Here is an 18,071-nt window from a genome sequence, read left to right on the forward strand (position 1 = left end):
GATGCAGTAACGCGCTCATGCTGAATTTCATTGTCAAACGCTCGCTGGGTCTGCTGCCGACGCTCCTGATCGTCGCGGTCCTCGTGTTCCTGTTCGTGCACCTGCTGCCGGGCGACCCGGCGCGCCTCGCAGCGGGTCCCGAAGCGGACGACGCCACGGTTGCGCTCGTGCGCGCCGATCTCGGCCTTGACCAGCCGCTGCTGCAGCAGTTCCTCCACTTCTTCGTGCGCATCGCTCACGGCGATTTCGGTGTTTCGATGCGCAGCAAGCGCCCCGTCGTCACCGAAATCGGCGAGCGTTTCATGCCCACGCTGCTGCTCACGCTCACCAGCATGGTCTGGGCCGTGGTGTTCGGCATGGCGATCGGCATCGTCTCGGCCGTGTGGCGCAATCGCTGGCCCGATCGCATCGGCATGGCGCTCGCGGTATCGGGCATTTCGTTTCCGGCTTTCGCGCTCGGCATGGCGCTCATGGAGCTGTTCTCGGTGCACCTGGGCTGGCTGCCCGTGGTGAGCGACGGTTCGTGGCGCAGCTACGTGCTGCCGTCGGTCACGCTCGGCGCAGCCGTGGCGGCGGTGATGGCGCGCTTCACGCGGGCTTCTTTCGTCGAGGTGCTCAACGAGGACTTCGTTCGCACGGCGCGCGCGAAGGGCGTCGCCGAACAATGGGTGGTGATCAGGCATTGCCTGCGCAACGCGATGATTCCCGTGGTCACGATGATGGGCCTGCAGTTCGGCTTCCTGCTGGGCGGCTCGATCGTCGTGGAGGTGGTGTTCAACTGGCCGGGCCTCGGGCGGCTGCTCGTCGATTCCGTTGCGATGCGCGATTACCCCGTGATTCAGGCCGAAGTGCTGTTGTTCTCGCTCGAGTTCATCGTCATCAATCTGATCGTGGACGTGTTGTACGCGGTCATCAATCCGACAATTCGATTCAGGTGAGCCCGCCATGAGCACGACCCTAAACGAAGCCGTACGCGCAGAGGACGAAGCGATCCGCACGCCGTGGCGCGAATTCTGGCGCAAGTTCCGCAAGCAGCACGTCGCGCTCGGCGCGGGCGCGTTCGTGCTGCTGCTGGTGGTGATCGCGGTGTTCGCACCGCATCTCGTGCCTTACGACCCGGAAAATTACTTCGATTACGACTCGCTCAACGCGGGTCCCTCGGCGGCCCACTGGTTCGGCGTGGACGCGCTGGGCCGCGATATTTTCAGCCGCATTCTCGCGGGCACGCGCATTTCGCTGGCCGCTGGTTTTCTTTCGGTGGCGCTGGGCGCTGTAGTCGGCACCTTCTTCGGCTTGCTCGCGGGCTACTATGAAGGCTGGTGGGATCGCATCACCATGCGTGTAGCCGACGTGCTGTTCGCATTCCCAGGCATTCTGCTCGCCATCGGCGTGGTGGCGATCCTCGGCAACGGCATGATCAACGTGGTCTGCGCGGTGGCGGTGTTCAGCATTCCGGCGTTCGCGCGGCTCGTGCGCGGCAATACGCTCATGCTCAAGCACCTCACGTATGTGGAGGCCGCGCGCAGCATTGGCGCGTCGGACTGGACGATCATCATGCGGCATATCCTGCCGGGCACCGTGTCGTCCGTGATCGTTTATCTGACCATGCGTATCGGCACGTCGATCATCACGGCCGCGAGCCTGTCGTTCATCGGCCTCGGCGCGCAGCCGCCCACGCCGGAGTGGGGCGCCATGCTCAACGAGGCGCGCGCCGATATGGTGACGGCGCCGCATATCGCGCTGTTCCCGAGCCTCGCCATCTTCCTCACCGTGCTCGCGTTCAATCTGCTGGGTGACGGCTTGCGCGACGCACTCGACCCGAAGCTGGACCGCGCATGAGCATCGATCGTGGAGATACTGCGCCGCATATCGGCACACTGGCGAGCGGCGCAACGGGAACGATTGCCGACGTCAGCGGTGTGCGCGTCGGGCACTGCACGCTCGACGCGGGCGACGTGCAAACGGGCGTGACCGTGCTGCTGCCGCATGCAGGCGACCTCTTTCGCGAGAAGGTGCCGGCGAGCGCTTGTGTGATCAACGGATTCGGCAAGAGCATCGGGCTCATGCAGCTCGAAGAGTTGGGCGTGCTCGAAACGCCGGTTGCGCTGAGCAACACGTTTGCGGTGGGCACGCTCGCACAGGCGCAGGTTCGCGCGGCGGTCGCGGCGAATCCGCAAATCGGGCGCGACCTGCCGACCGTCAATCCGCTCGTGTTCGAGTGCAACGACGGTTACCTGAACGACATTCAGGCGCTGGCCGTTCAGGAGGAACACTATCTCGCGGCCTGCGCCGCCGCGAGCGCCGACTTCGCACGCGGCAGCGTAGGCGCGGGGCGCGGCATGTCGAGCTTCGATCTGAAAGGCGGCATCGGCACGGCGTCGCGCGTCGTGCAGGCGGCGGGCATGCAGTACACCGTGGGCGCGCTCGTGCTGGCGAACTTCGGCCGCTTGCCGATGCTGACGATCAGCGGCGTGCCCGTGGGGCGCGAGCTTGCTGCGCGCGCGGCGTCGAACCACGCGACGCAGGCGCCGGAGAAGGGCTCGATCATCATGCTGATCGCCACGGACGCGCCGCTCGACGCGCGGCAGCTTCGACGCGTTGCGCTGCGCGCGGCAGCAGGTCTTGCGCGCACGGGGTCCGTCTATGGACACGGCAGCGGCGATATCGCCATGGCGTTCAGCACCGCGTACACATTGGCGCACGACGCATCGACCCACGCGTTGCCGCCCTTGCTCGCCGACTCGCAACTCGATCCGCTGTTTCAGGCAGGCGCCGATTGCGTCGAGCAGGCGATTCTCGACGCCTTGTGGAGCGCACGCACTGTGCAGGGCCGCGATGGCCACGTGCGTCTCGCGCTGCGCGAAGCGGCGCCCGATCTCGCCGATCTTCGTTCAGGCGGAGTGCACGCGTGAAGGTACTCATTTCGGTCGATATCGAAGGCATAGGCGGCGTCTTCAACGTTCAGCAAACGCGCGCGGGAAACGCCGAGTACGAACAGGCCCGCCGCTGGATGACGCTCGAGGCGAACGCGGCCGTGGAAGGCGCATTCTCGGGCGGCGCGAGCGAAGTGTGGGTCAACGACTCGCATGGCGGTTTCAACAACCTGCTGCTCGACGAGATCGACGCGCGCGCACGCGTGATACTCGGCAAGCCGCGCACGCTTGGCATGATGGCGGGGCTCGAGCACCGGCCCGCGCTTGTTTTCATGATCGGCTATCACGCCATGGCGCAAAGCCGCGGCATGCTTGCGCACACCATCAACAGCTTTGCGTTCGCGCGCGTGCTCGTGGACGGCGTGGCGACGGGCGAGGCGGGGCTGTATGGCGCGCTCGCGCAGGAATACGGCGCACGCGTGGCGCTGCTCAGCGGTGACGATGTATTCGAAGACGAAACGCGGCCCGCTTTTCCCGATGCGAAGTTCGTCGTGGTGAAGCGCGCCCGCGGCCACGCGAGCGGCGATCTGCTGACGCCCGCCGCGAGCCGCGAACGGGTTCGCGACGCGGCGCGCGAAGCCGCCGGGCTCGTCGCACGCGACGGCGAATGGTGGGACCGCGCGTGTGCGGCGCCGCGTATGCGCACGTGCGAGCTGCACACGCAGACGACTGCGCTGGCGGATCTCTTTGCGCAGTGGCCGGATGTCGAGCGCACGGCGGGCTGCGTGATCCGGTTTGCGGCGCCAACGGCCGAGTTTCTCGTGCGCACGCTCAATAGCTTGTCGGCGATGTCGGCGGTGCTGCGATGAGGCGGCCGCTGGTCTCGGTATTGTGCAACTAACTGTCAGCCCCGTCACACCCAACAAAACGGACTGGCGGCCTCGCCGCCAATCCGCCAAAAGCCTGCCGTTCAACCCGTCAGGTCTTCCTCCAGCCGGTCGAACACCCGCTGTGTCGCGCCACGCGCATGCAGCGCGAACAGCAGCAGCGAACGGCCCGTCACCTGGTAGATATCGCCCGCTTCGAATTCGGGCAGTTCGTCGCGCACGGGCATGTTCGTGTCGATGAGGCAGTTCCACTGGTCGTTGCCCGGCACCGAAGGAAGCGTGAAATCTACCACGTCGTGATAGGCGTTGAACACGATGAGCATGGTCGCATCCGAGGCGAGGCGCATGATGCCACTCGTTTGCGATCGTCCATCGATCAGCATGCCGAAGCAACGCATGGCCGCATCGTCCCACTGCTCCTGAGCGAGCGGTACGCCTGCGGGCGAGAGCCATTCGACGTCGGTGACGTCGAGCGTCGCGTTGTGCTCGCCGATGAGAAACCGGTTGCGTCGCAGCACCGGCAGCGCATGGCGCAGCGCGGTAAGCTTGCGCACGAAGTCGGCGAGCGCGCGGCCCGTGTCGTCGATGCCGTCCCAGTCCACCCAGCTCACGTCGTTGTCCTGGCAGTACGCGTTGTTGTTGCCTCGCTGCGTGCGACCGAACTCGTCGCCCGCGAGCAGCATCGGCGTGCCCTGCGAGAGCAGCAGCGTGGCGAGGAAGTTGCGCTTCTGGCGCTCGCGCAGCGCGCGGATCTCGGGGTCATCGGTCGGGCCTTCCGCGCCGCAGTTCCACGAGAGATTGTCGCCGTGGCCGTCGCGGTTCTCTTCGCCGTTGGCTTCGTTGTGACGGTCGTTGTACGAAACGAGATCGTTCAGCGTGAATCCGTCGTGCGCAGTGACGAAGTTCACGCTCGACCATGGCCGCCGTCCGCGCCGGTTGAAGCTGTCGCCCGAAGCGCACAGGCGCGTGGCGAGTTCGGGCGCCTTGCCCTCGTCGCCTTTCCACCAGGCGCGCGCGGTGTCGCGAAAGCGGTCGTTCCATTCCATCCAGCCGGGCGGGAAGCCGCCCACCTGGTAGCCGCCCGGCCCGCAGTCCCACGGCTCGGCAATCAGCTTCACGCTCGCGAGAATCGGGTCCTGGCGGCAGCTGTCGAGAAAGCCGCCGCCTTCGTCGAAGCCATAGGGCTCGCGCCCGAGGATCGTCGCGAGGTCGAAGCGAAAACCGTCCACGCCCATTTCGAGCACCCAGTAGCGCAGGCTGTCCGTGACCATCTGCAGCACGCGCGGGTGCGAGAGGTTGAGCGTATTGCCCGTGCCTGTGTCGTTGATGTAGTAGCGCCGGTCTTCGGGTAGCCGGTAGTACGAAGCATTGTCGATGCCTCGAAACGAGAGCGTCGGACCGAGTTCGCTGCCTTCAGCGGTGTGGTTGTAGACCACGTCGAGTATCACTTCGAGACCCGCCTGGTGCAGGCGGTCCACCATGTTCTTGAACTCGTCGATCGAGCCGTGCGCGCCCACCGAGTACCGCGGGTCCGGCGCGAAGAAGCCGATGGTGTTGTAGCCCCAGTAGTTCGTGAGACCGCGTTCGAGCAGGTGCGAGTCATTCACGAAGGTGTGGATGGGCAGCAACTCCACGGATGTCACGCCGAGCCCGCGGATATATTCGAGCACCGGCGTCTGCGCGAGCCCCGCGAAGGTGCCGCGCTCTTCGTGCGGCACGTCGGGGTGGCGGATCGTGAAGCCGCGCACATGCGTTTCGTAGATGATCGTGCGCTCGCGCGGCACACGTTCGCGCATCGGGTGGTGCCATGTGAAGCCCTGATCGACCACGCGGCAGCGCGGCACATAACGCGCGCTGTCTCGCGTGTCGAACGAGAGATCGCCGTCGGGGCTCCCGATCGTGTAGCCGAACACGGCGGGATGCCAGCGCAGCGCGCCCACGTGCGCCTTCGCATACGGATCGAGCAACAGCTTGTGCGGATTGAAGCGATGGCCCGCCTGCGGCTCGTAGGGCCCGTGCACGCGATAGCCGTAGATGGCGCCCGGTGCGAGGTCGGGCAGATAGACGTGCCACACCTCGTCGGTGTATTCGGGCAACTCGATGCGTTCGAGTTCGCGCAGGCCGCTCTTGTCGAAGAGACACAACTCGACCTTGGCAGCGTTCGCGGAGAAGAGCGCGAAGTTCACGCCGCGGCCGTTCCAGGTGGCGCCGAGCGGGAACGGCTGTCCTTCTACGATACGGGTGGCGGTTTTTTTCTTCATGGGCTCGTCGGTTGGGGACGCGATGGCGCGCGCCACCAATGCCGTTGCGCGCGAGGGCGGGCTTGTGTCAAGCAAGGTTTGGGCCCAGAGCCCGCAGCGCAGCGGATAGACGAGAAGAGAGGGGCCGGATACAGGGGGCCCCGCGGTGGTGCGCGCTGCGCGCGTGTAGCTTTGGCGCAGCGCGTGCCCAGATTTACCGATGTCGACCCAGACTTCGCGTGCAGCGCCTACTTCACGGTTTGCACGACTTCGAAGCCTTCGAACTCGGGATGGCTCAAATAGACCGGACGGTTTGCCCCGCCCGCATTGCCCGCGTTTCGATGCGCCGCGCGAAAGGCGTCGGAACGCGTCCAGTCTTCGAAGTGCGCGTGGCTCGCCCAGATCGTGTGGCTCGCGTAGAGCACGTGGTCTTCGCGCTGCGGGCCTTTGAGCAGATGAAATTCGATGAAGCCGGGCACTTGCTTCAAGTGCGTGTCGCGCGTGGCCCAGACTTCCTCGAATGCGGCCTCGGAGCCCGGCGCAACCTTGAAGCGATTCATGGCGATGTACATTGCGGCGTTCCTCTTCGCGTACGAAAAAACGATAGGCAAGGCGGCGGGTGACTGCGCCCGCCGCCGCTTCGAGATCCGATTATAAGAGGCCGCGAAGGCGCTCGCGCCGCGTCGGTCCGTCGGCCTCAGCCAACACGGAACACTTGTACGGTGCCAGCGCCGCCGCGTTGAGCGCGAGGATATTGGTTTGAAACGCGATGCCTTCGATGATGGCGCTTCGGCTTCGCCATAACGTATCTTCGCGTCGTTGCAGAGGTGCTTCTTGACTAGCCGCCGGGATTTAGGGCTGAGCCTGACCCGCCGCTCACGCGATCGCGGCCGCCGGACGCACCGCCGCGCTCGGCGGCTGTCCGGTCTGCTGCCGCGAGCGGCCCGAGCTGAGATAGTCGGCGATCGAATCCTGTGTGATCTCGCCCACGTAGGCGCCGTCGGCGTCGAGCACCGGCATCCACGAGGCGCGGAACTGGTACATCTTGGAGAGCACGATGCGCAGGTTGTCGTCGACAGAAACCGTAGCCGGGAAGGGCGTGATGCGATCGCCGCAGACGCCTTCGACCCCGCGCGCGGCGCGGCGCGCCACGAAGCCGAGCGCGTGCTGCGCGTCGTCGAGCACGGTGAGATAGCGAGAATCGCTTTCGTCCATCGCGGCGAACGCGTGGGAGAGCGGCGTTTCGGCGCGCGCCGTTTCGGGTTGCGTGGCGGCGTCGCCGGCCTTCACGAGCAACAGGCGCTTGAGTGTGCTGTCCTGACCCACGAACTGCGCGACGAAGTCGTCATGCGGGCGCGCGAGCAGCGTATCGGGGTGGTCGTATTGCACGAGCCTGCCGCGCCGGAAGACCGCGATGCGGTCGCCCAGCTTGATCGCCTCGTCGATATCGTGGCTCACCATGATGACGGTCTTCTTCAGTTGCCGCTGCATCTGGAAGAACTCGTTCTGGATGGCCTCGCGATTGATCGGATCGACCGCGCCGAACGGCTCGTCCATGAGCAGCACGGGCGGATCGGCAGCAAGCGCGCGAATCACGCCGATACGCTGCTGCTGCCCGCCCGAAAGCTCGCGCGGATAACGCTTCAAATACAGCTTCGGGTCGAGCGCGACCATCGACATCAGCTCTGCCGCGCGTTCGGCGCAGCGCTTCTTGTCCCAGCCGAGCAGCCGCGGCACGACTGTGATGTTCTCCGCGATCGTCATGTTCGGAAAGAGGCCGATCTGCTGGATCACATAGCCGATGCGGCGGCGCAGATCCACTTCGTTCAGGCCCGTCGTGTCTTCGCCGTTGATGAGCACGCGGCCCGAGGTCGGCTCGATCAGCCGGTTGATCATCTTCAGCGTGGTGGTCTTGCCGCAGCCCGAGGGGCCGAGGAACACGCAGATCTCGCCTTCGGCCACCGAAAGGCTCACCGAATCGACGGCGCGCACGGCCTGGCCGTCTTTCTGCGTGAAGGTCTTCGTCAGTTGGTCGAGTTCGATCATGTCTTCTGTACTCCTTTCGGTGTCAAAGCGCGCTGCAGCATCTGCAACAACAGGTCGGCGACGATCGCGAGCACGCTCACGAGCACGGCGCCCACGAGCAGCTTCATCATGCTGCTCTGGCCAATGGCGCGAATGATCAAGGTGCCGAGGCCGCCCGCGCCGATCACGGCGGCAATGGTCATCACGCCGATGTTCATCACGACCGCCGTGCGCACGCCCGCGAGAATCACGGGCACGGCCAGCGGCAGATCGACGAGACGCAGCCGCTGCCACGACGTCATGCCGATGCCGGTGCCGGCTTCCTTGATGCCCGCATCCACGTTGCGTAGCGCGAGGTAGGTGTTGCGCATGATCGGCAGCAGCGAGTAGAGAAACACAGCCGTAATGGCGGGCACCGCGCCAATGCCCTGACCGAAGCGCGAGAATACCGGGATCATCAGGCCGAACAGCGCGATGGAGGGCAGCGTGAGGATGATGGTCGCCAGTCCCAGCAGCGGTGCGGCGAGCCAGTCATGGCGGCTGATGAGCACGCCGAGCGGCACGCCCGCGATGATCGCGCAGCCCACGGCGATGCCCACGAGGTAGAGGTGCTGGAGCGTGAGTTGCAGCAGCTCGGGCCAGCTCGAAGCGAGATAGTCGAACACGTTCATAGGGCCTGGCCTCCTTCAGGGGAGCGTATGCGTGCGCAGGAACTCCGCCGCGACTTGCTGGGCGGACTTGCCGTCGAGATCGACGGCCTTGTTCATGTCTTGCATCGCGTCGTTGTTGAGGGCGGCGGACAGCGCGTTGAGCTGCGCGGCCAGTTTGGGATCGCGCTCCAGCACTTCCTTGCGTACCACGGGCGTGGCGTTGTACGGCGGGAAGAAGTGCTTGTCGTCTTCGAGCGGCACGATGCCGAAGCCCTTCACGCGGCCATCGGTCGTGTAGACGAGGCCGATCTTCAACTGGTTGTTATGCAGCGCCGTGTAGACGAGGCCGGGGTCCATCTGCTTCATCTGCGAGCGGTCAAAGCTCATGTCGTAGGTGGCGAGCAGGGGCTTGAGACCATCCGGACGATTCGCGAACTCGGCGTCCATGCCGAACACGTAGCGCTTCGCGTCGGGGTCCGTCTTCAACTTTTGCGCAAGCTGCGAGACCGTGGTGATGCCGGTTTCCTCGGCGAATTTGCTTGGCAGGCCTAATGCATACGTGTCGTTAAGCGGCGAGGCATTGAGCCAGACGAGACCGCGCGGCGCATCGAGCGCCTTCACGCGCTCGTACATCGCTTCGGGCGAAAGCTTCTCCGTCAGCTTGTCGTAGACGAGTGCCGCCGTGCCCGTGTAGTCCCAAACGAGGTCGAACTGGCCGTTCTCCAGCGCACTGCGCATGAGCGTGCTGCCAAGGCCGGAGCGCACCTCCACGGAATAGCCGCGCGAGCGCAGGTATTGCGCTGTGACTTCGGCTAGCACGTATTGCTCGGTGAAGTTCTTCGCGCCCAGTACGAGCTTGGGCTGTGCGAATGCGGGTGTGGCGGCGGCGACGAGCGCCGTGCCGATCAGGCAGGCCTGAACGAAGCGGCGCAGAGATTTGAACGGTGACGCGAGCATCATGCGAGCCCTCCGTGACGCGCGAGCCACTGATGGCTGCCGGCGGCAACCACGCCGTCGAGCACCAGTGCGAGCGCGGCCGTGAACGCGGCGCCGAGCAGCAGCAAGGGCTGATCGTTCAGATAGATGCCGGGGAAAATGAGCGAGCCGAGGCTGTCGGCGCCGATCAGATAGGCGAGCGGCGCCGTGCCCACGTTGATCGCGAGCGCGGTGCGCACACCGCCCACGATGATGGGCAGCGCGCCCGGCAATTCCACGCGCGTGAGCGACTGCCAGCCCGTCATGCCGATGCCGCGCGCGGCTTCGCGCAGCGCGGCCGGCACGTTCTTCAGGCCTTCATACGTATTGCGCGTGATGGGCAGCAGCGACGCGAGAAAGAGCGCGACGATCGCGGGAACGTCGCCGATGCCGAACACGCCGAGTGCAATGGCGAGCACCGCGAGCGAGGGGATCGTGTTGCCCACGTTGAAGATCTGCATGAAGCGTTCGGCCTGTCGCACGAAGCGCGGCCGGCTCAGCAGCACACCGGCGGGTACGCCGACCACGATGGCGAGCGCCATCGAATAGCCGACGAGCAGCAGGTGCCGCCCAGTGTAGTAGGCGAGGTCGCCTGCGTGGCTGTGCCACGTATCGGCGCCGATGGCGCGTGAGAGTGCCCACGCGATGACGGCAAGGGCGATCAGGCTGCCCGCGAGCAGGGCAGAGCGTCGAGTCATGAAGGTACGCCTCCTTGTTTTTGTGCCGCGCGGCGCAACGCTGCGCAGCGGGGACGCCGATGAGGATGCTCAAGGCGCCGCGAAGGAAGTTCGTGATCCCGGCATGGCCGCGATTGGAACCGACTAAAACTACGGACCAGAAACGAACGAAAACCAGTCCGCCCGCGCACGTTAGCTACGTGGCGGCAGTGATATGAACGCGCTTCTCGCGTTCTTCTGGTTGTCATGTTCAGCTCAACGGCACCGAGCAGATCGATGCGCGCTGGAGCAGGAAACCGCCTTTTGGCGGCTTGGATGCGGCGGTTTTGGGCCGCTACGCGAGGGCCGGAGGCCCGCTTGAATGGCGCTTGCGACGCAGTGGACCTTTAGCGTGGACCCTGTATCTCAATGCGCACGAGAACGACTTCGTGGTGATCGAAACGAGATGAGTATAGATCATTCGATTAGGTGCGTCTACCGTGGGGAACGATCGCGAGTTGACGGGCAATCGCTTGCTTTATTCGGTATGTCATTTCCGGGAATTAATCAGGTATCCGATTAAAAAATTTCGGTAGTATTTCCCGTTTAAAAAGTGACAGAAATAGTCACTGCGGCAGAATGTTCCGCTCATTGGGCGCTCATTGGCTTTCTTAAGTTTCGTTTAAGAAACGCCATTTATTTTGAACCCCTTCGCATCATCGATGCTCGCCGATTCAGCGATGCGGCCATCGATCTCACTTCCGAATTCACCTCGAGAAGCGCGGCGCGCGTTCGCATTTCTCTGCTCTGCAATCCGTCATTCGATTCATGGCATTTCGTGCAATAGCGGCCTCCCCCGGCCTCGCGGGAAAACTCATCGTTGTGTCCGCAATCGGTTTGACGAGCGCCGCGTGGCTCGCCCATCGGCACGCGAACATTGCGACCGACGATCCGCTTGCCGACGCGGCGACTGCGACGTCCGCGGCGCCGGCGCAAGATGCGGCGTCGCAGGCGGCCAGCGCGACGCCTGCGAGCGAAAGCGAGCCCGCGTTTCGCGTGGAGACCGCTGTGGTCGAACACAGCTTTTCCGAAGCCGCCCAGCGTCTCGGCGTGGATGCAGCGACGACGGCGAGGCTTGCGCGCGCATTCTCGGGCCGGCTCGATTTCCGGCGCGATCTGCAGCGTGGCAGCGAGATCCGCTTCGTGTTTCGCAATGACACAAACGGCGCGGATGGCGCGAATGGCGCGAGCGACGCAAGAGATACAGACGATTTGAGCCCTGCGAACGCCGGCGCGTCACAAAACGCATCGTCTTCGGACGACACGCCTGTCGCGATCCGCATTTCGAACGGCAACGTCTCGCACGATCTCTTTCTCTACCGGAACCTTGCGGGCAAGGCGTTCTACTATTGCGCAGACGGTCACGCCGCCGCGCCGTCGTTCTTGCGCTATCCCGTGAAGTTTACGCGCGTGTCTTCGTATTTCTCGCTGCGACGGCTCGATCCGGTCACGCATCGCGTGCAGCCGCACGAAGGTGTCGATCTCGCGGCGCCCGTCGGCACGCCCGTTCACGCGACCGCGCGCGGCACCGTGACGTTCGCCGGCTGGCAGACCGGCTACGGCAAGGTCGTGAAGCTCGAGAACTTCGGCCCGTACTCCACGACCTTCGCCCACCTTTCGCGCTTTGCGAAGCATTTGAAGGTCGGGCAGACGGTGAGCAAGGGACAGGTGATCGGATACGTAGGCGCGACGGGTTGGGCGACGGGCCCGCATCTGCACTATGAGGTGCACGTGGATCAGGTCGCGCAGGATCCGCTCACCGTCGACCTTCCGCATCGCGATCCCTTGCTGGGCGAGGACAAGCAACGCTTCGCCCAGCAGGTCGCGCTGATCGACCCGCTGCTCTAGGCGCAACGCGCGAAAGGCTGCCGCAAGGAAGCGGGCAAAACGGCCTGTGCTGCGCCGCAGCCACGATTTGCCGATTTTCGATAACACGTCGATTAATGACTCAATAGCATGGTTCCACTCAACCGTGGCGGCCAGGGCCGGCCGCCCGGGCCACCCAGAGGGAGACAACCATGCAAGGCGAGTCGAACGCACGCCCCGCTGCAATTGGCACGACAGTTGGTACATCACCGGGCAAGCCAGGTGCGCCGGCGCTCAATCAAACGCTCGGCACGTGGCAGTTGTGGGGCATCGCAGTCGGCCTCGTGATATCGGGCGAGTACTTCGGCTGGAGCTACGGCTGGGCCAGCGCCGGCACGCTCGGCTTCGTCGTCACGGCACTGTTCGTCGCGGCGATGTACACCACGTTCATCTTCAGCTTTACCGAACTCACCACCTCCATTCCGCATGCGGGCGGTCCTTTCGCCTACGCCCGCCGCGCGTTCGGGCCGACCGGCGGGTATCTGGCGGGTGCGGCCACGCTCGTGGAATTCGTGTTCGCGCCGCCCGCCATCGCGCTCGCCATCGGCGCGTACCTGCATGTGCAGTTCCCCGGCCTCGAGCCCAAACACGCGGCCATGGGCGCGTATCTCGTGTTCATGGCGCTCAATATCGTGGGCGTGCAGATCGCCGCGACTTTCGAGCTGATTGTCACGCTGCTCGCCATCTTCGAACTGCTCGTGTTTATGGGCGTGGTGTCGCCGGGCTTCGCATGGACCCACTTCATGAAGGGCGGCTGGTCGGGCAACGATCACTTTTCGCTGGGTTCGTTTCATGGCATGTTCGCCGCGATCCCGTTCGCGATCTGGTTTTTCCTCGCGATCGAAGGCGTGGCCATGGCCGCCGAGGAAGCGAAGAACCCGCGCCGCTCGATTCCCATCGCCTACGTGGCCGGCATTCTCACGCTCGTCGCGCTCGCCGTGGGCGTGATGGTGTTCGCGGGCGGCGCGGGTGACTGGACCACGCTCGCCAACATCAACGACCCGCTGCCGCAGGCCATGAAGTTCATCGTCGGCGAGCACAGCGGCTGGATGCACATGCTCGTCTGGCTCGGGTTGTTCGGTCTCGTGGCCTCGTTTCACGGCATCATCCTCGGCTATTCGCGGCAGATCTTCGCGCTGGCCCGCGAAGGCTATCTGCCCGCGTGGCTCGCGAAAATCCATCCGCGCTTCAAGACGCCGTATCGCGCGATTCTCGCGGGTGGCGCGGTCGGTATCGCCGCGATCTATAGCGACGAGCTGATCCAGTTCGGCGGGCAGACGCTCACGGCCAACATCGTCACGATGTCGGTGTTCGGCGCGATCGTGATGTACATTGTCAGCATGGCGGCGCTCTTCAGGCTGCGCCGCGTGCAGCCGGCCATGGACCGGCCGTTTCGCGCACCGCTGTACCCGTTTTTCCCGGCGTTCGCACTCGTCGCCGCGCTCGTTTGCCTCGGCACGATGGTGTATTTCAACGCGCTGGTTGCGGGGGTGTTCGTAGTGTTTCTCGCGCTCGGCTACGCGTATTTCCTCGCCACGCGCACGCAGCGCGAAGGGGGGGTAGCCGCCGAGGGGCTGCTCGAGGAGTGAGCTTTGCAGGAGTCCAGCACATGAACTATACGGAGTCGATCGGCGCGCGCACCTACCGCTTCGCGGACCTCAAGACGCTGCTCGCCAAAGCCAGCCCGCTGCGCTCGGGCGACCAGCTCGCGGGCGTGGCGGCGGCGAGCGAAGAGGAACGCGTGGCCGCGAAAATGGCGCTCGCCGCGGTGCCGCTCAAGGTGTTTCTTTCCGAAGCGCTCGTGCCGTATGAAGACGACGAGGTCACGCGCCTGATCGTCGACGATCACGACGCAGCCGCGTTCGCAGCCGTCGCGCACCTCACCGTGGGCGACTTTCGCGACTGGTTGCTTTCCGGCGCGGCAACGACCGAGGCGCTTGAATGCCTGGCGCCGGGCCTCACGCCCGAGATGGTCGCGGCGGTGTCGAAGCTCATGCGCAATCAGGACCTGATCGCCGTGGCGAAAAAGCGCCCCGTGGTCACGCGCTTTCGCAACACCGTGGGGCTGCCGGGCCGCATGTCGGTGCGCCTGCAGCCTAACCACCCCACCGACGACGTGAAGGGCATCGCCGCCTCGATGCTCGACGGCCTGATGTACGGCTGCGGCGACGCGATGATCGGCATCAATCCCGCCACGGACAGCCTGGCGGCCATCGTGAAGCTGCTCGCGATGATCGACGGATTTCGCGAGCGCTACCGCGTGCCCACGCAATCGTGCGTGCTTACGCACGTGACCAACACGATCGCGGCGATCGAAAAGGGCGCCCCTGTCGATCTCGTGTTCCAGTCGATCGCGGGCACGGAAAAGGCGAACGCGAGCTTCGGCATTTCGCTGGCGCTTTTAAACGAGGCGCGCGAGGCGGCGCTCTCGCTCAAGCGCGGCACGGTCGGCAACAATCTCATGTACTTCGAGACCGGGCAGGGCAGTGCGCTGTCGGCGAATGCGCACTACGGCGTGGACCAGCAAACCTGCGAGGTGCGTGCCTATGCGGTCGCGCGCAAGTTCGAGCCGTTTCTCGTCAATACGGTGGTCGGTTTCATCGGCCCCGAATATTTGTACGATGGAAAGCAGATCATTCGCGCGGGTCTCGAAGATCACTTCTGCGGCAAGCTGCTAGGCGTGCCGATGGGTTGCGACATTTGCTATACGAACCACGCCGAAGCCGACCAGGACGACATGGACACGCTGCTCACGCTGCTGGGCGCGGCCGGCGTCAACTTCATCATGGGCATTCCGGGCGCTGACGACGTGATGCTCAACTACCAGAGCACCTCATTTCACGACGCGCTCTATGTGCGCGATCTGCTCGGCCTGCGCCGCGCGCCGGAGTTCGAGGAGTGGCTGGAGACCATGGCGATCGTCGACGCGAAAGGCGCGCTCCTGCCAGGCTCCGCGCGCGTGCCGCTGCTCGCGGGCGCGCACGAATGGATGGGGATCGACGCATGAGCGACGCCGTCGAAAAGAACCCATGGGGCGGTCTCAAGGCGTTCACGAACGCGCGCATCGCGCTCGGGCGCGCGGGCAGCGGCTTGCCCACGGCGCCGCTGCTCGCGTTCAATCTCTCGCACGCGCAGGCGCGCGACGCCGTGCATCACCCGCTCGACGCCGAAGCATTGCGGCGCACCCTCGAAGCCGAAGGGTTCGCCACGCTCGGCGTGGAAAGCGCGGCGCCGGACCGGCAGCATTATTTGCGCAGGCCGGACCTCGGGCGGCGCTTGTCGGAGGCGAGCCGGGCAGCGTTGGTCGAAGCGGCGGGTCCGGCCATCGCAGCGCATGAGGAGCCGCCTGAAGTCGTATTCGTGATCGGCGACGGCCTTTCGGCGATCGCTGCCGCGAAACAGGCTGCGCCGCTGCTCCTCGCGGTTCGCGCGCGCCTTGCGGACTGGCGCATCGGCCCGGTGGTGGTCGCGCGCCAGGCACGTGTGGCGCTCGGCGACGAGATCGGCGAGCTGCTGGGCGCGAAGCTCGTGGCCATGCTGATCGGCGAGCGGCCTGGGCTGAGTTCGCCAGACAGCCTCGGTGTCTATCTCACCTACGCGCCGAAGGTGGGCTGTCATGACGCGCAGCGCAACTGCATCTCGAACGTGCGTCCCGAGGGGCTGCCGTATGAGGCGGCCGCGCACAAGCTCCATTACCTCCTCACGCACGCGCGGCGGCTCGGGCTGACCGGCGTCGGGCTGAAGGACGATAGCGACGCGACGCTGCCGGGCATCGGTGCGCGTGGGCAGATCACGTCTGCGTGACGGGCCACACGCGGCTGCATCGGCTGCAACCATCGAAGCCGGCGACGCACCGCGGCGGTGCTGCCGCCTGTGCAGGGATTGAGCACTTCGCTAACCGCCATTGTGCCGCCGTGGAGCAGCGCGGCGCCCGGCATGGCCATTGCGCATACCGTTTTCGCTGGCCCGACTCTTGCGTCACTCGACGATCGATCGAAGCAAGTGCGTGCTGGGAGGCAATCATGAACGAAACGGCAGAGCGAACCGAAGCGACGGCCGGCCAAGCACAATGCAGCGCGCATGGCGCCCGCACCGTCGTTAGCGTGGCGCACGACGCCGACGAGCAGGCGCGCAACCTCGTGGGCTGGCGGCAGACCTACGACCAGCTCGCGGCGGGCCGCTTCGTCGGCACGCTCACGGAGCTGCCGCTCGACACCATGAAGGTGTTTCGCGAGACCACGAGCCATACGCTGCGCCAGGCGTGCGAAGTGCGCGGCGACGCCTGGTGGTTCGGCATACCGGTCGCGCGCGAAGGCGAGGCGCGTATCGACGCGCAGGCCTTTGGCGCGCAGGCGTTTGCGCTGCGCCCGGGCAACGTCGAGTTCGAGCTTCTCACACCGGCGCAATTTTCGATCTACGGCGTGGTCGTGCGCGGCGACGTGCTGCGCCACTACGCGGCCACGGTCGAGCGTACGGCGCTCGAGGAACGTCTCACGGGTGCGCCTGTCGTGCAGGCGGCCGCTGCGTGCATCGAGCGCCTTTGTGCACGGCTCGCGAGGTGTCTCGACGATGGCGGCCAGGCGCATGAGAACGTGCCGGTCTCACCGCTTTCGAACGTCGAGCGCAATGCATTGCAGGCGGAAGTGCTCGCCGCGATATTCGACGCCTGCGCGGGCAGTGAGGATGCGGTTGCCGAACCCGCATCGCGACGCCGCTGGATCGTGGCGCAGGCGCGAGACTATGTGCTCGCGCATCGCGGACGGCCAGTCGGGGTGCCGGAGCTTTGCGAGCAGTTGCATGTGAGCCGGCGCACGCTCCAGTACTGCTTTCAGGACGTGCTTGGCATGGCGCCCGCAACCTACCTGCGCGCGCTGCGTCTGAACGGCGCTCGCCGCGACCTGTGCGGGCGCGCGGCCGGTTCGGTGCAGGACGTTGCGGCGGCCTGGGGCTTCTGGCATCTGAGCCAGTTCGCCACCGATTACCGGCGCATGTTCGGCATGCGGCCTTCGGAGGCATTGCGCGCGGTGGCAATGCCCTGAATTTCCTGGACGAGACTATGAATTCATTCGCCATCGATGACAGGGAGAACGTCCTTCGCTACGTGGATTTATATTCCGCCACGAACTCGTCCGAGCCGCTTCTCTTCGTTCATGGTTTGGGTTGTGCGTCCAGCAGCGATTACCCACTGGTAGTGGGTTCACATTCGTACTCGAAACGCCGATCGCTCCTCATCGATCTCATCGGAGCGGGGTTCAGCGATAAGCCAGAGGACGGAACCTATACTTCGGATGCCCAGGCGAATGTCATCTCAAACCTCGTCACGAGCGAGCATTTCACGCGGGCGAATATCTTCGGTCATAGCGCTGGGGCGTTCATCGCACTGAAGCTCGCAAAGCGCCTGGCGGTCCCCGTGGGCAGCGTGATTTTATGTGCGCCCGGTCTGAACGAGTACGGCAAAGCGATGTTGTCGGAAATCACGTCGATGACCGAAGCGCAATTCGTCGCCGAAGGGTTTTCGCAGCTTCTGGCGCAGTTAAAAGCGGCGGGCGGCAACGGCGCCTGGCTGGGGCCGTTTGCCGTCGCATCGCCTCATGCCATTTACCAATGGGCAACATCCGCGCTGGACGACAACGCGGAAAACTGGCTCGAAGATTTCGCGAGGCTGAGTTCGAATAAAGGGGTGATTCTCCCGGATACGGCTGCGAGTGAGGAAATTGCCCAGTTCGAGCAAGCCGGCTGCGCCGTCGAACTCGTTGCCAATACCGAGCACATGATGGCGTACGACAATCCCGATGGCCTGGCGCTCGCCATCAGCAACATTCTCGAACGAGGCGCTTGA

Annotated in this window: 17 protein-coding genes; 11 read left to right on the forward strand and 6 right to left on the reverse strand. The window is 65.0% G+C overall.

The features are described 5' to 3' along the window. Window positions 1–17: 17 nt before the first annotated feature. The 4 genes from gsiC to AB4Y36_RS15435 are packed head-to-tail and all read left to right on the forward strand — an operon-like array spanning window position 18 to window position 3,742. The gene (gene gsiC, locus AB4Y36_RS15420; protein ID WP_368683447.1) at window positions 18–938 is read left to right on the forward strand and encodes a glutathione ABC transporter permease GsiC; all 921 of its coding nucleotides are present in this window, start codon (window positions 18–20) and stop codon (window positions 936–938) included. 7 nt (window positions 939–945) lie between these two features. After that, window positions 946–1,839, forward strand: coding sequence for a glutathione ABC transporter permease GsiD (gene gsiD, locus AB4Y36_RS15425; RefSeq protein ID WP_342922102.1), 894 nt, complete (start codon window positions 946–948; stop codon window positions 1,837–1,839). Further along, the gene (locus tag AB4Y36_RS15430; RefSeq protein ID WP_368683448.1) at window positions 1,836–2,912 is read left to right on the forward strand and encodes a P1 family peptidase; all 1,077 of its coding nucleotides are present in this window, start codon (window positions 1,836–1,838) and stop codon (window positions 2,910–2,912) included. The genes gsiD and AB4Y36_RS15430 overlap by 4 nt, the downstream gene beginning before the upstream one ends. Then, complete coding sequence (locus tag AB4Y36_RS15435; RefSeq protein WP_368683449.1) at window positions 2,909–3,742, forward strand: M55 family metallopeptidase; 834 nt, start codon at window positions 2,909–2,911, stop codon at window positions 3,740–3,742. Before AB4Y36_RS15430 ends, AB4Y36_RS15435 begins: the two co-directional genes overlap by 4 nt. 101 nt (window positions 3,743–3,843) lie before the next feature. On the opposite strand, the gene glgX is transcribed toward AB4Y36_RS15435, so the two are convergent. The 6 genes from glgX to AB4Y36_RS15465 all read right to left on the reverse strand — a co-directional run bounded on the left by glgX (window position 3,844) and on the right by AB4Y36_RS15465 (window position 10,348). Beyond that, window positions 3,844–6,021 (reverse strand): glycogen debranching protein GlgX, encoded by a 2,178-nt coding sequence (gene glgX / locus AB4Y36_RS15440; protein ID WP_069265900.1) that lies wholly within the window; start codon window positions 6,019–6,021, stop codon window positions 3,844–3,846. 227 nt (window positions 6,022–6,248) lie between these two features. After that, complete coding sequence (locus AB4Y36_RS15445) at window positions 6,249–6,572, reverse strand: antibiotic biosynthesis monooxygenase (protein WP_069265901.1); 324 nt, start codon at window positions 6,570–6,572, stop codon at window positions 6,249–6,251. A 304-nt stretch (window positions 6,573–6,876) separates the two neighbouring features. Next, window positions 6,877–8,046, reverse strand: coding sequence for a betaine/proline/choline family ABC transporter ATP-binding protein (locus AB4Y36_RS15450; protein WP_069265902.1), 1,170 nt, complete (start codon window positions 8,044–8,046; stop codon window positions 6,877–6,879). Beyond that, entirely contained in the window at window positions 8,043–8,696 is a 654-nt protein-coding gene (locus AB4Y36_RS15455) for an ABC transporter permease (RefSeq protein WP_069265903.1), read from the reverse strand. The genes AB4Y36_RS15450 and AB4Y36_RS15455 overlap by 4 nt, the downstream gene beginning before the upstream one ends. Window positions 8,697–8,711: 15 nt before the next feature. After that, window positions 8,712–9,635 carry a glycine betaine ABC transporter substrate-binding protein gene (locus AB4Y36_RS15460; RefSeq protein WP_256094805.1) on the reverse strand — a complete coding sequence of 308 codons (924 nt, stop codon included), beginning with the start codon at window positions 9,633–9,635 and terminating at the stop codon, window positions 8,712–8,714. Continuing rightward, window positions 9,632–10,348, reverse strand: coding sequence for an ABC transporter permease (locus AB4Y36_RS15465; RefSeq protein WP_368683450.1), 717 nt, complete (start codon window positions 10,346–10,348; stop codon window positions 9,632–9,634). Before AB4Y36_RS15465 ends, AB4Y36_RS15460 begins: the two co-directional genes overlap by 4 nt. On the opposite strand from AB4Y36_RS15465, the gene AB4Y36_RS15470 reads away from it, so the two are divergent. From AB4Y36_RS15470 to AB4Y36_RS15500, 7 genes are all read left to right on the forward strand, one after another. Continuing rightward, window positions 10,347–10,475 carry a hypothetical protein gene (locus tag AB4Y36_RS15470; protein ID WP_256094806.1) on the forward strand — a complete coding sequence of 43 codons (129 nt, stop codon included), beginning with the start codon at window positions 10,347–10,349 and terminating at the stop codon, window positions 10,473–10,475. The genes AB4Y36_RS15465 and AB4Y36_RS15470 overlap by 2 nt on opposite strands. Window positions 10,476–11,188: 713 nt before the next feature. Continuing rightward, window positions 11,189–12,214: a M23 family metallopeptidase gene (locus AB4Y36_RS15475; protein ID WP_368683451.1), complete on the forward strand. Its 1,026-nt coding sequence runs from the start codon at window positions 11,189–11,191 to the stop codon at window positions 12,212–12,214. Between the two features lie 170 nt (window positions 12,215–12,384). Beyond that, complete coding sequence (eat, locus tag AB4Y36_RS15480) at window positions 12,385–13,821, forward strand: ethanolamine permease (RefSeq protein WP_368683452.1); 1,437 nt, start codon at window positions 12,385–12,387, stop codon at window positions 13,819–13,821. A 20-nt stretch (window positions 13,822–13,841) separates the two neighbouring features. Then, window positions 13,842–15,239, forward strand: coding sequence for an ethanolamine ammonia-lyase subunit EutB (locus AB4Y36_RS15485; protein WP_368683453.1), 1,398 nt, complete (start codon window positions 13,842–13,844; stop codon window positions 15,237–15,239). Further along, window positions 15,236–16,036 carry an ethanolamine ammonia-lyase subunit EutC gene (eutC, locus tag AB4Y36_RS15490; protein WP_368683454.1) on the forward strand — a complete coding sequence of 267 codons (801 nt, stop codon included), beginning with the start codon at window positions 15,236–15,238 and terminating at the stop codon, window positions 16,034–16,036. Before AB4Y36_RS15485 ends, eutC begins: the two co-directional genes overlap by 4 nt. A gap of 218 nt (window positions 16,037–16,254) precedes the next feature. Then, window positions 16,255–17,271: a helix-turn-helix domain-containing protein gene (locus AB4Y36_RS15495; RefSeq protein ID WP_368683455.1), complete on the forward strand. Its 1,017-nt coding sequence runs from the start codon at window positions 16,255–16,257 to the stop codon at window positions 17,269–17,271. A gap of 17 nt (window positions 17,272–17,288) precedes the next feature. Then, window positions 17,289–18,071, forward strand: coding sequence for an alpha/beta fold hydrolase (locus AB4Y36_RS15500; RefSeq protein WP_368683456.1), 783 nt, complete (start codon window positions 17,289–17,291; stop codon window positions 18,069–18,071).

It is taken from the genome of Paraburkholderia sp. BR10936, assembly GCF_040965735.1.
Classification (GTDB): domain Bacteria; phylum Pseudomonadota; class Gammaproteobacteria; order Burkholderiales; family Burkholderiaceae; genus Paraburkholderia; species Paraburkholderia nodosa_A.

What these genes read in the sequence shown, in the direction of transcription:
- gsiD (WP_342922102.1), top strand. Translation starts at nt 946, where the DNA reads ATGAGCACGACCCTAAACGAAGCCGTACGCGCAGAGGACGAAGCGATC.
- eat (WP_368683452.1), top strand. Translation starts at nt 12,385, where the DNA reads ATGCAAGGCGAGTCGAACGCACGCCCCGCTGCAATTGGCACGACAGTT.
- AB4Y36_RS15450 (WP_069265902.1), bottom strand. Translation starts at nt 8,046, where the DNA reads ATGATCGAACTCGACCAACTGACGAAGACCTTCACGCAGAAAGACGGC.
- eutC (WP_368683454.1), top strand. Translation starts at nt 15,236, where the DNA reads ATGAGCGACGCCGTCGAAAAGAACCCATGGGGCGGTCTCAAGGCGTTC.
- AB4Y36_RS15495 (WP_368683455.1), top strand. Translation starts at nt 16,255, where the DNA reads ATGAACGAAACGGCAGAGCGAACCGAAGCGACGGCCGGCCAAGCACAA.
- gsiC (WP_368683447.1), top strand. Translation starts at nt 18, where the DNA reads ATGCTGAATTTCATTGTCAAACGCTCGCTGGGTCTGCTGCCGACGCTC.
- AB4Y36_RS15485 (WP_368683453.1), top strand. Translation starts at nt 13,842, where the DNA reads ATGAACTATACGGAGTCGATCGGCGCGCGCACCTACCGCTTCGCGGAC.
- AB4Y36_RS15445 (WP_069265901.1), bottom strand. Translation starts at nt 6,572, where the DNA reads ATGTACATCGCCATGAATCGCTTCAAGGTTGCGCCGGGCTCCGAGGCC.
- AB4Y36_RS15460 (WP_256094805.1), bottom strand. Translation starts at nt 9,635, where the DNA reads ATGATGCTCGCGTCACCGTTCAAATCTCTGCGCCGCTTCGTTCAGGCC.
- AB4Y36_RS15470 (WP_256094806.1), top strand. Translation starts at nt 10,347, where the DNA reads ATGAAGGTACGCCTCCTTGTTTTTGTGCCGCGCGGCGCAACGCTGCGC.
- AB4Y36_RS15500 (WP_368683456.1), top strand. Translation starts at nt 17,289, where the DNA reads ATGAATTCATTCGCCATCGATGACAGGGAGAACGTCCTTCGCTACGTG.
- AB4Y36_RS15455 (WP_069265903.1), bottom strand. Translation starts at nt 8,696, where the DNA reads ATGAACGTGTTCGACTATCTCGCTTCGAGCTGGCCCGAGCTGCTGCAA.
- AB4Y36_RS15430 (WP_368683448.1), top strand. Translation starts at nt 1,836, where the DNA reads ATGAGCATCGATCGTGGAGATACTGCGCCGCATATCGGCACACTGGCG.
- AB4Y36_RS15465 (WP_368683450.1), bottom strand. Translation starts at nt 10,348, where the DNA reads ATGACTCGACGCTCTGCCCTGCTCGCGGGCAGCCTGATCGCCCTTGCC.
- glgX (WP_069265900.1), bottom strand. Translation starts at nt 6,021, where the DNA reads ATGAAGAAAAAAACCGCCACCCGTATCGTAGAAGGACAGCCGTTCCCG.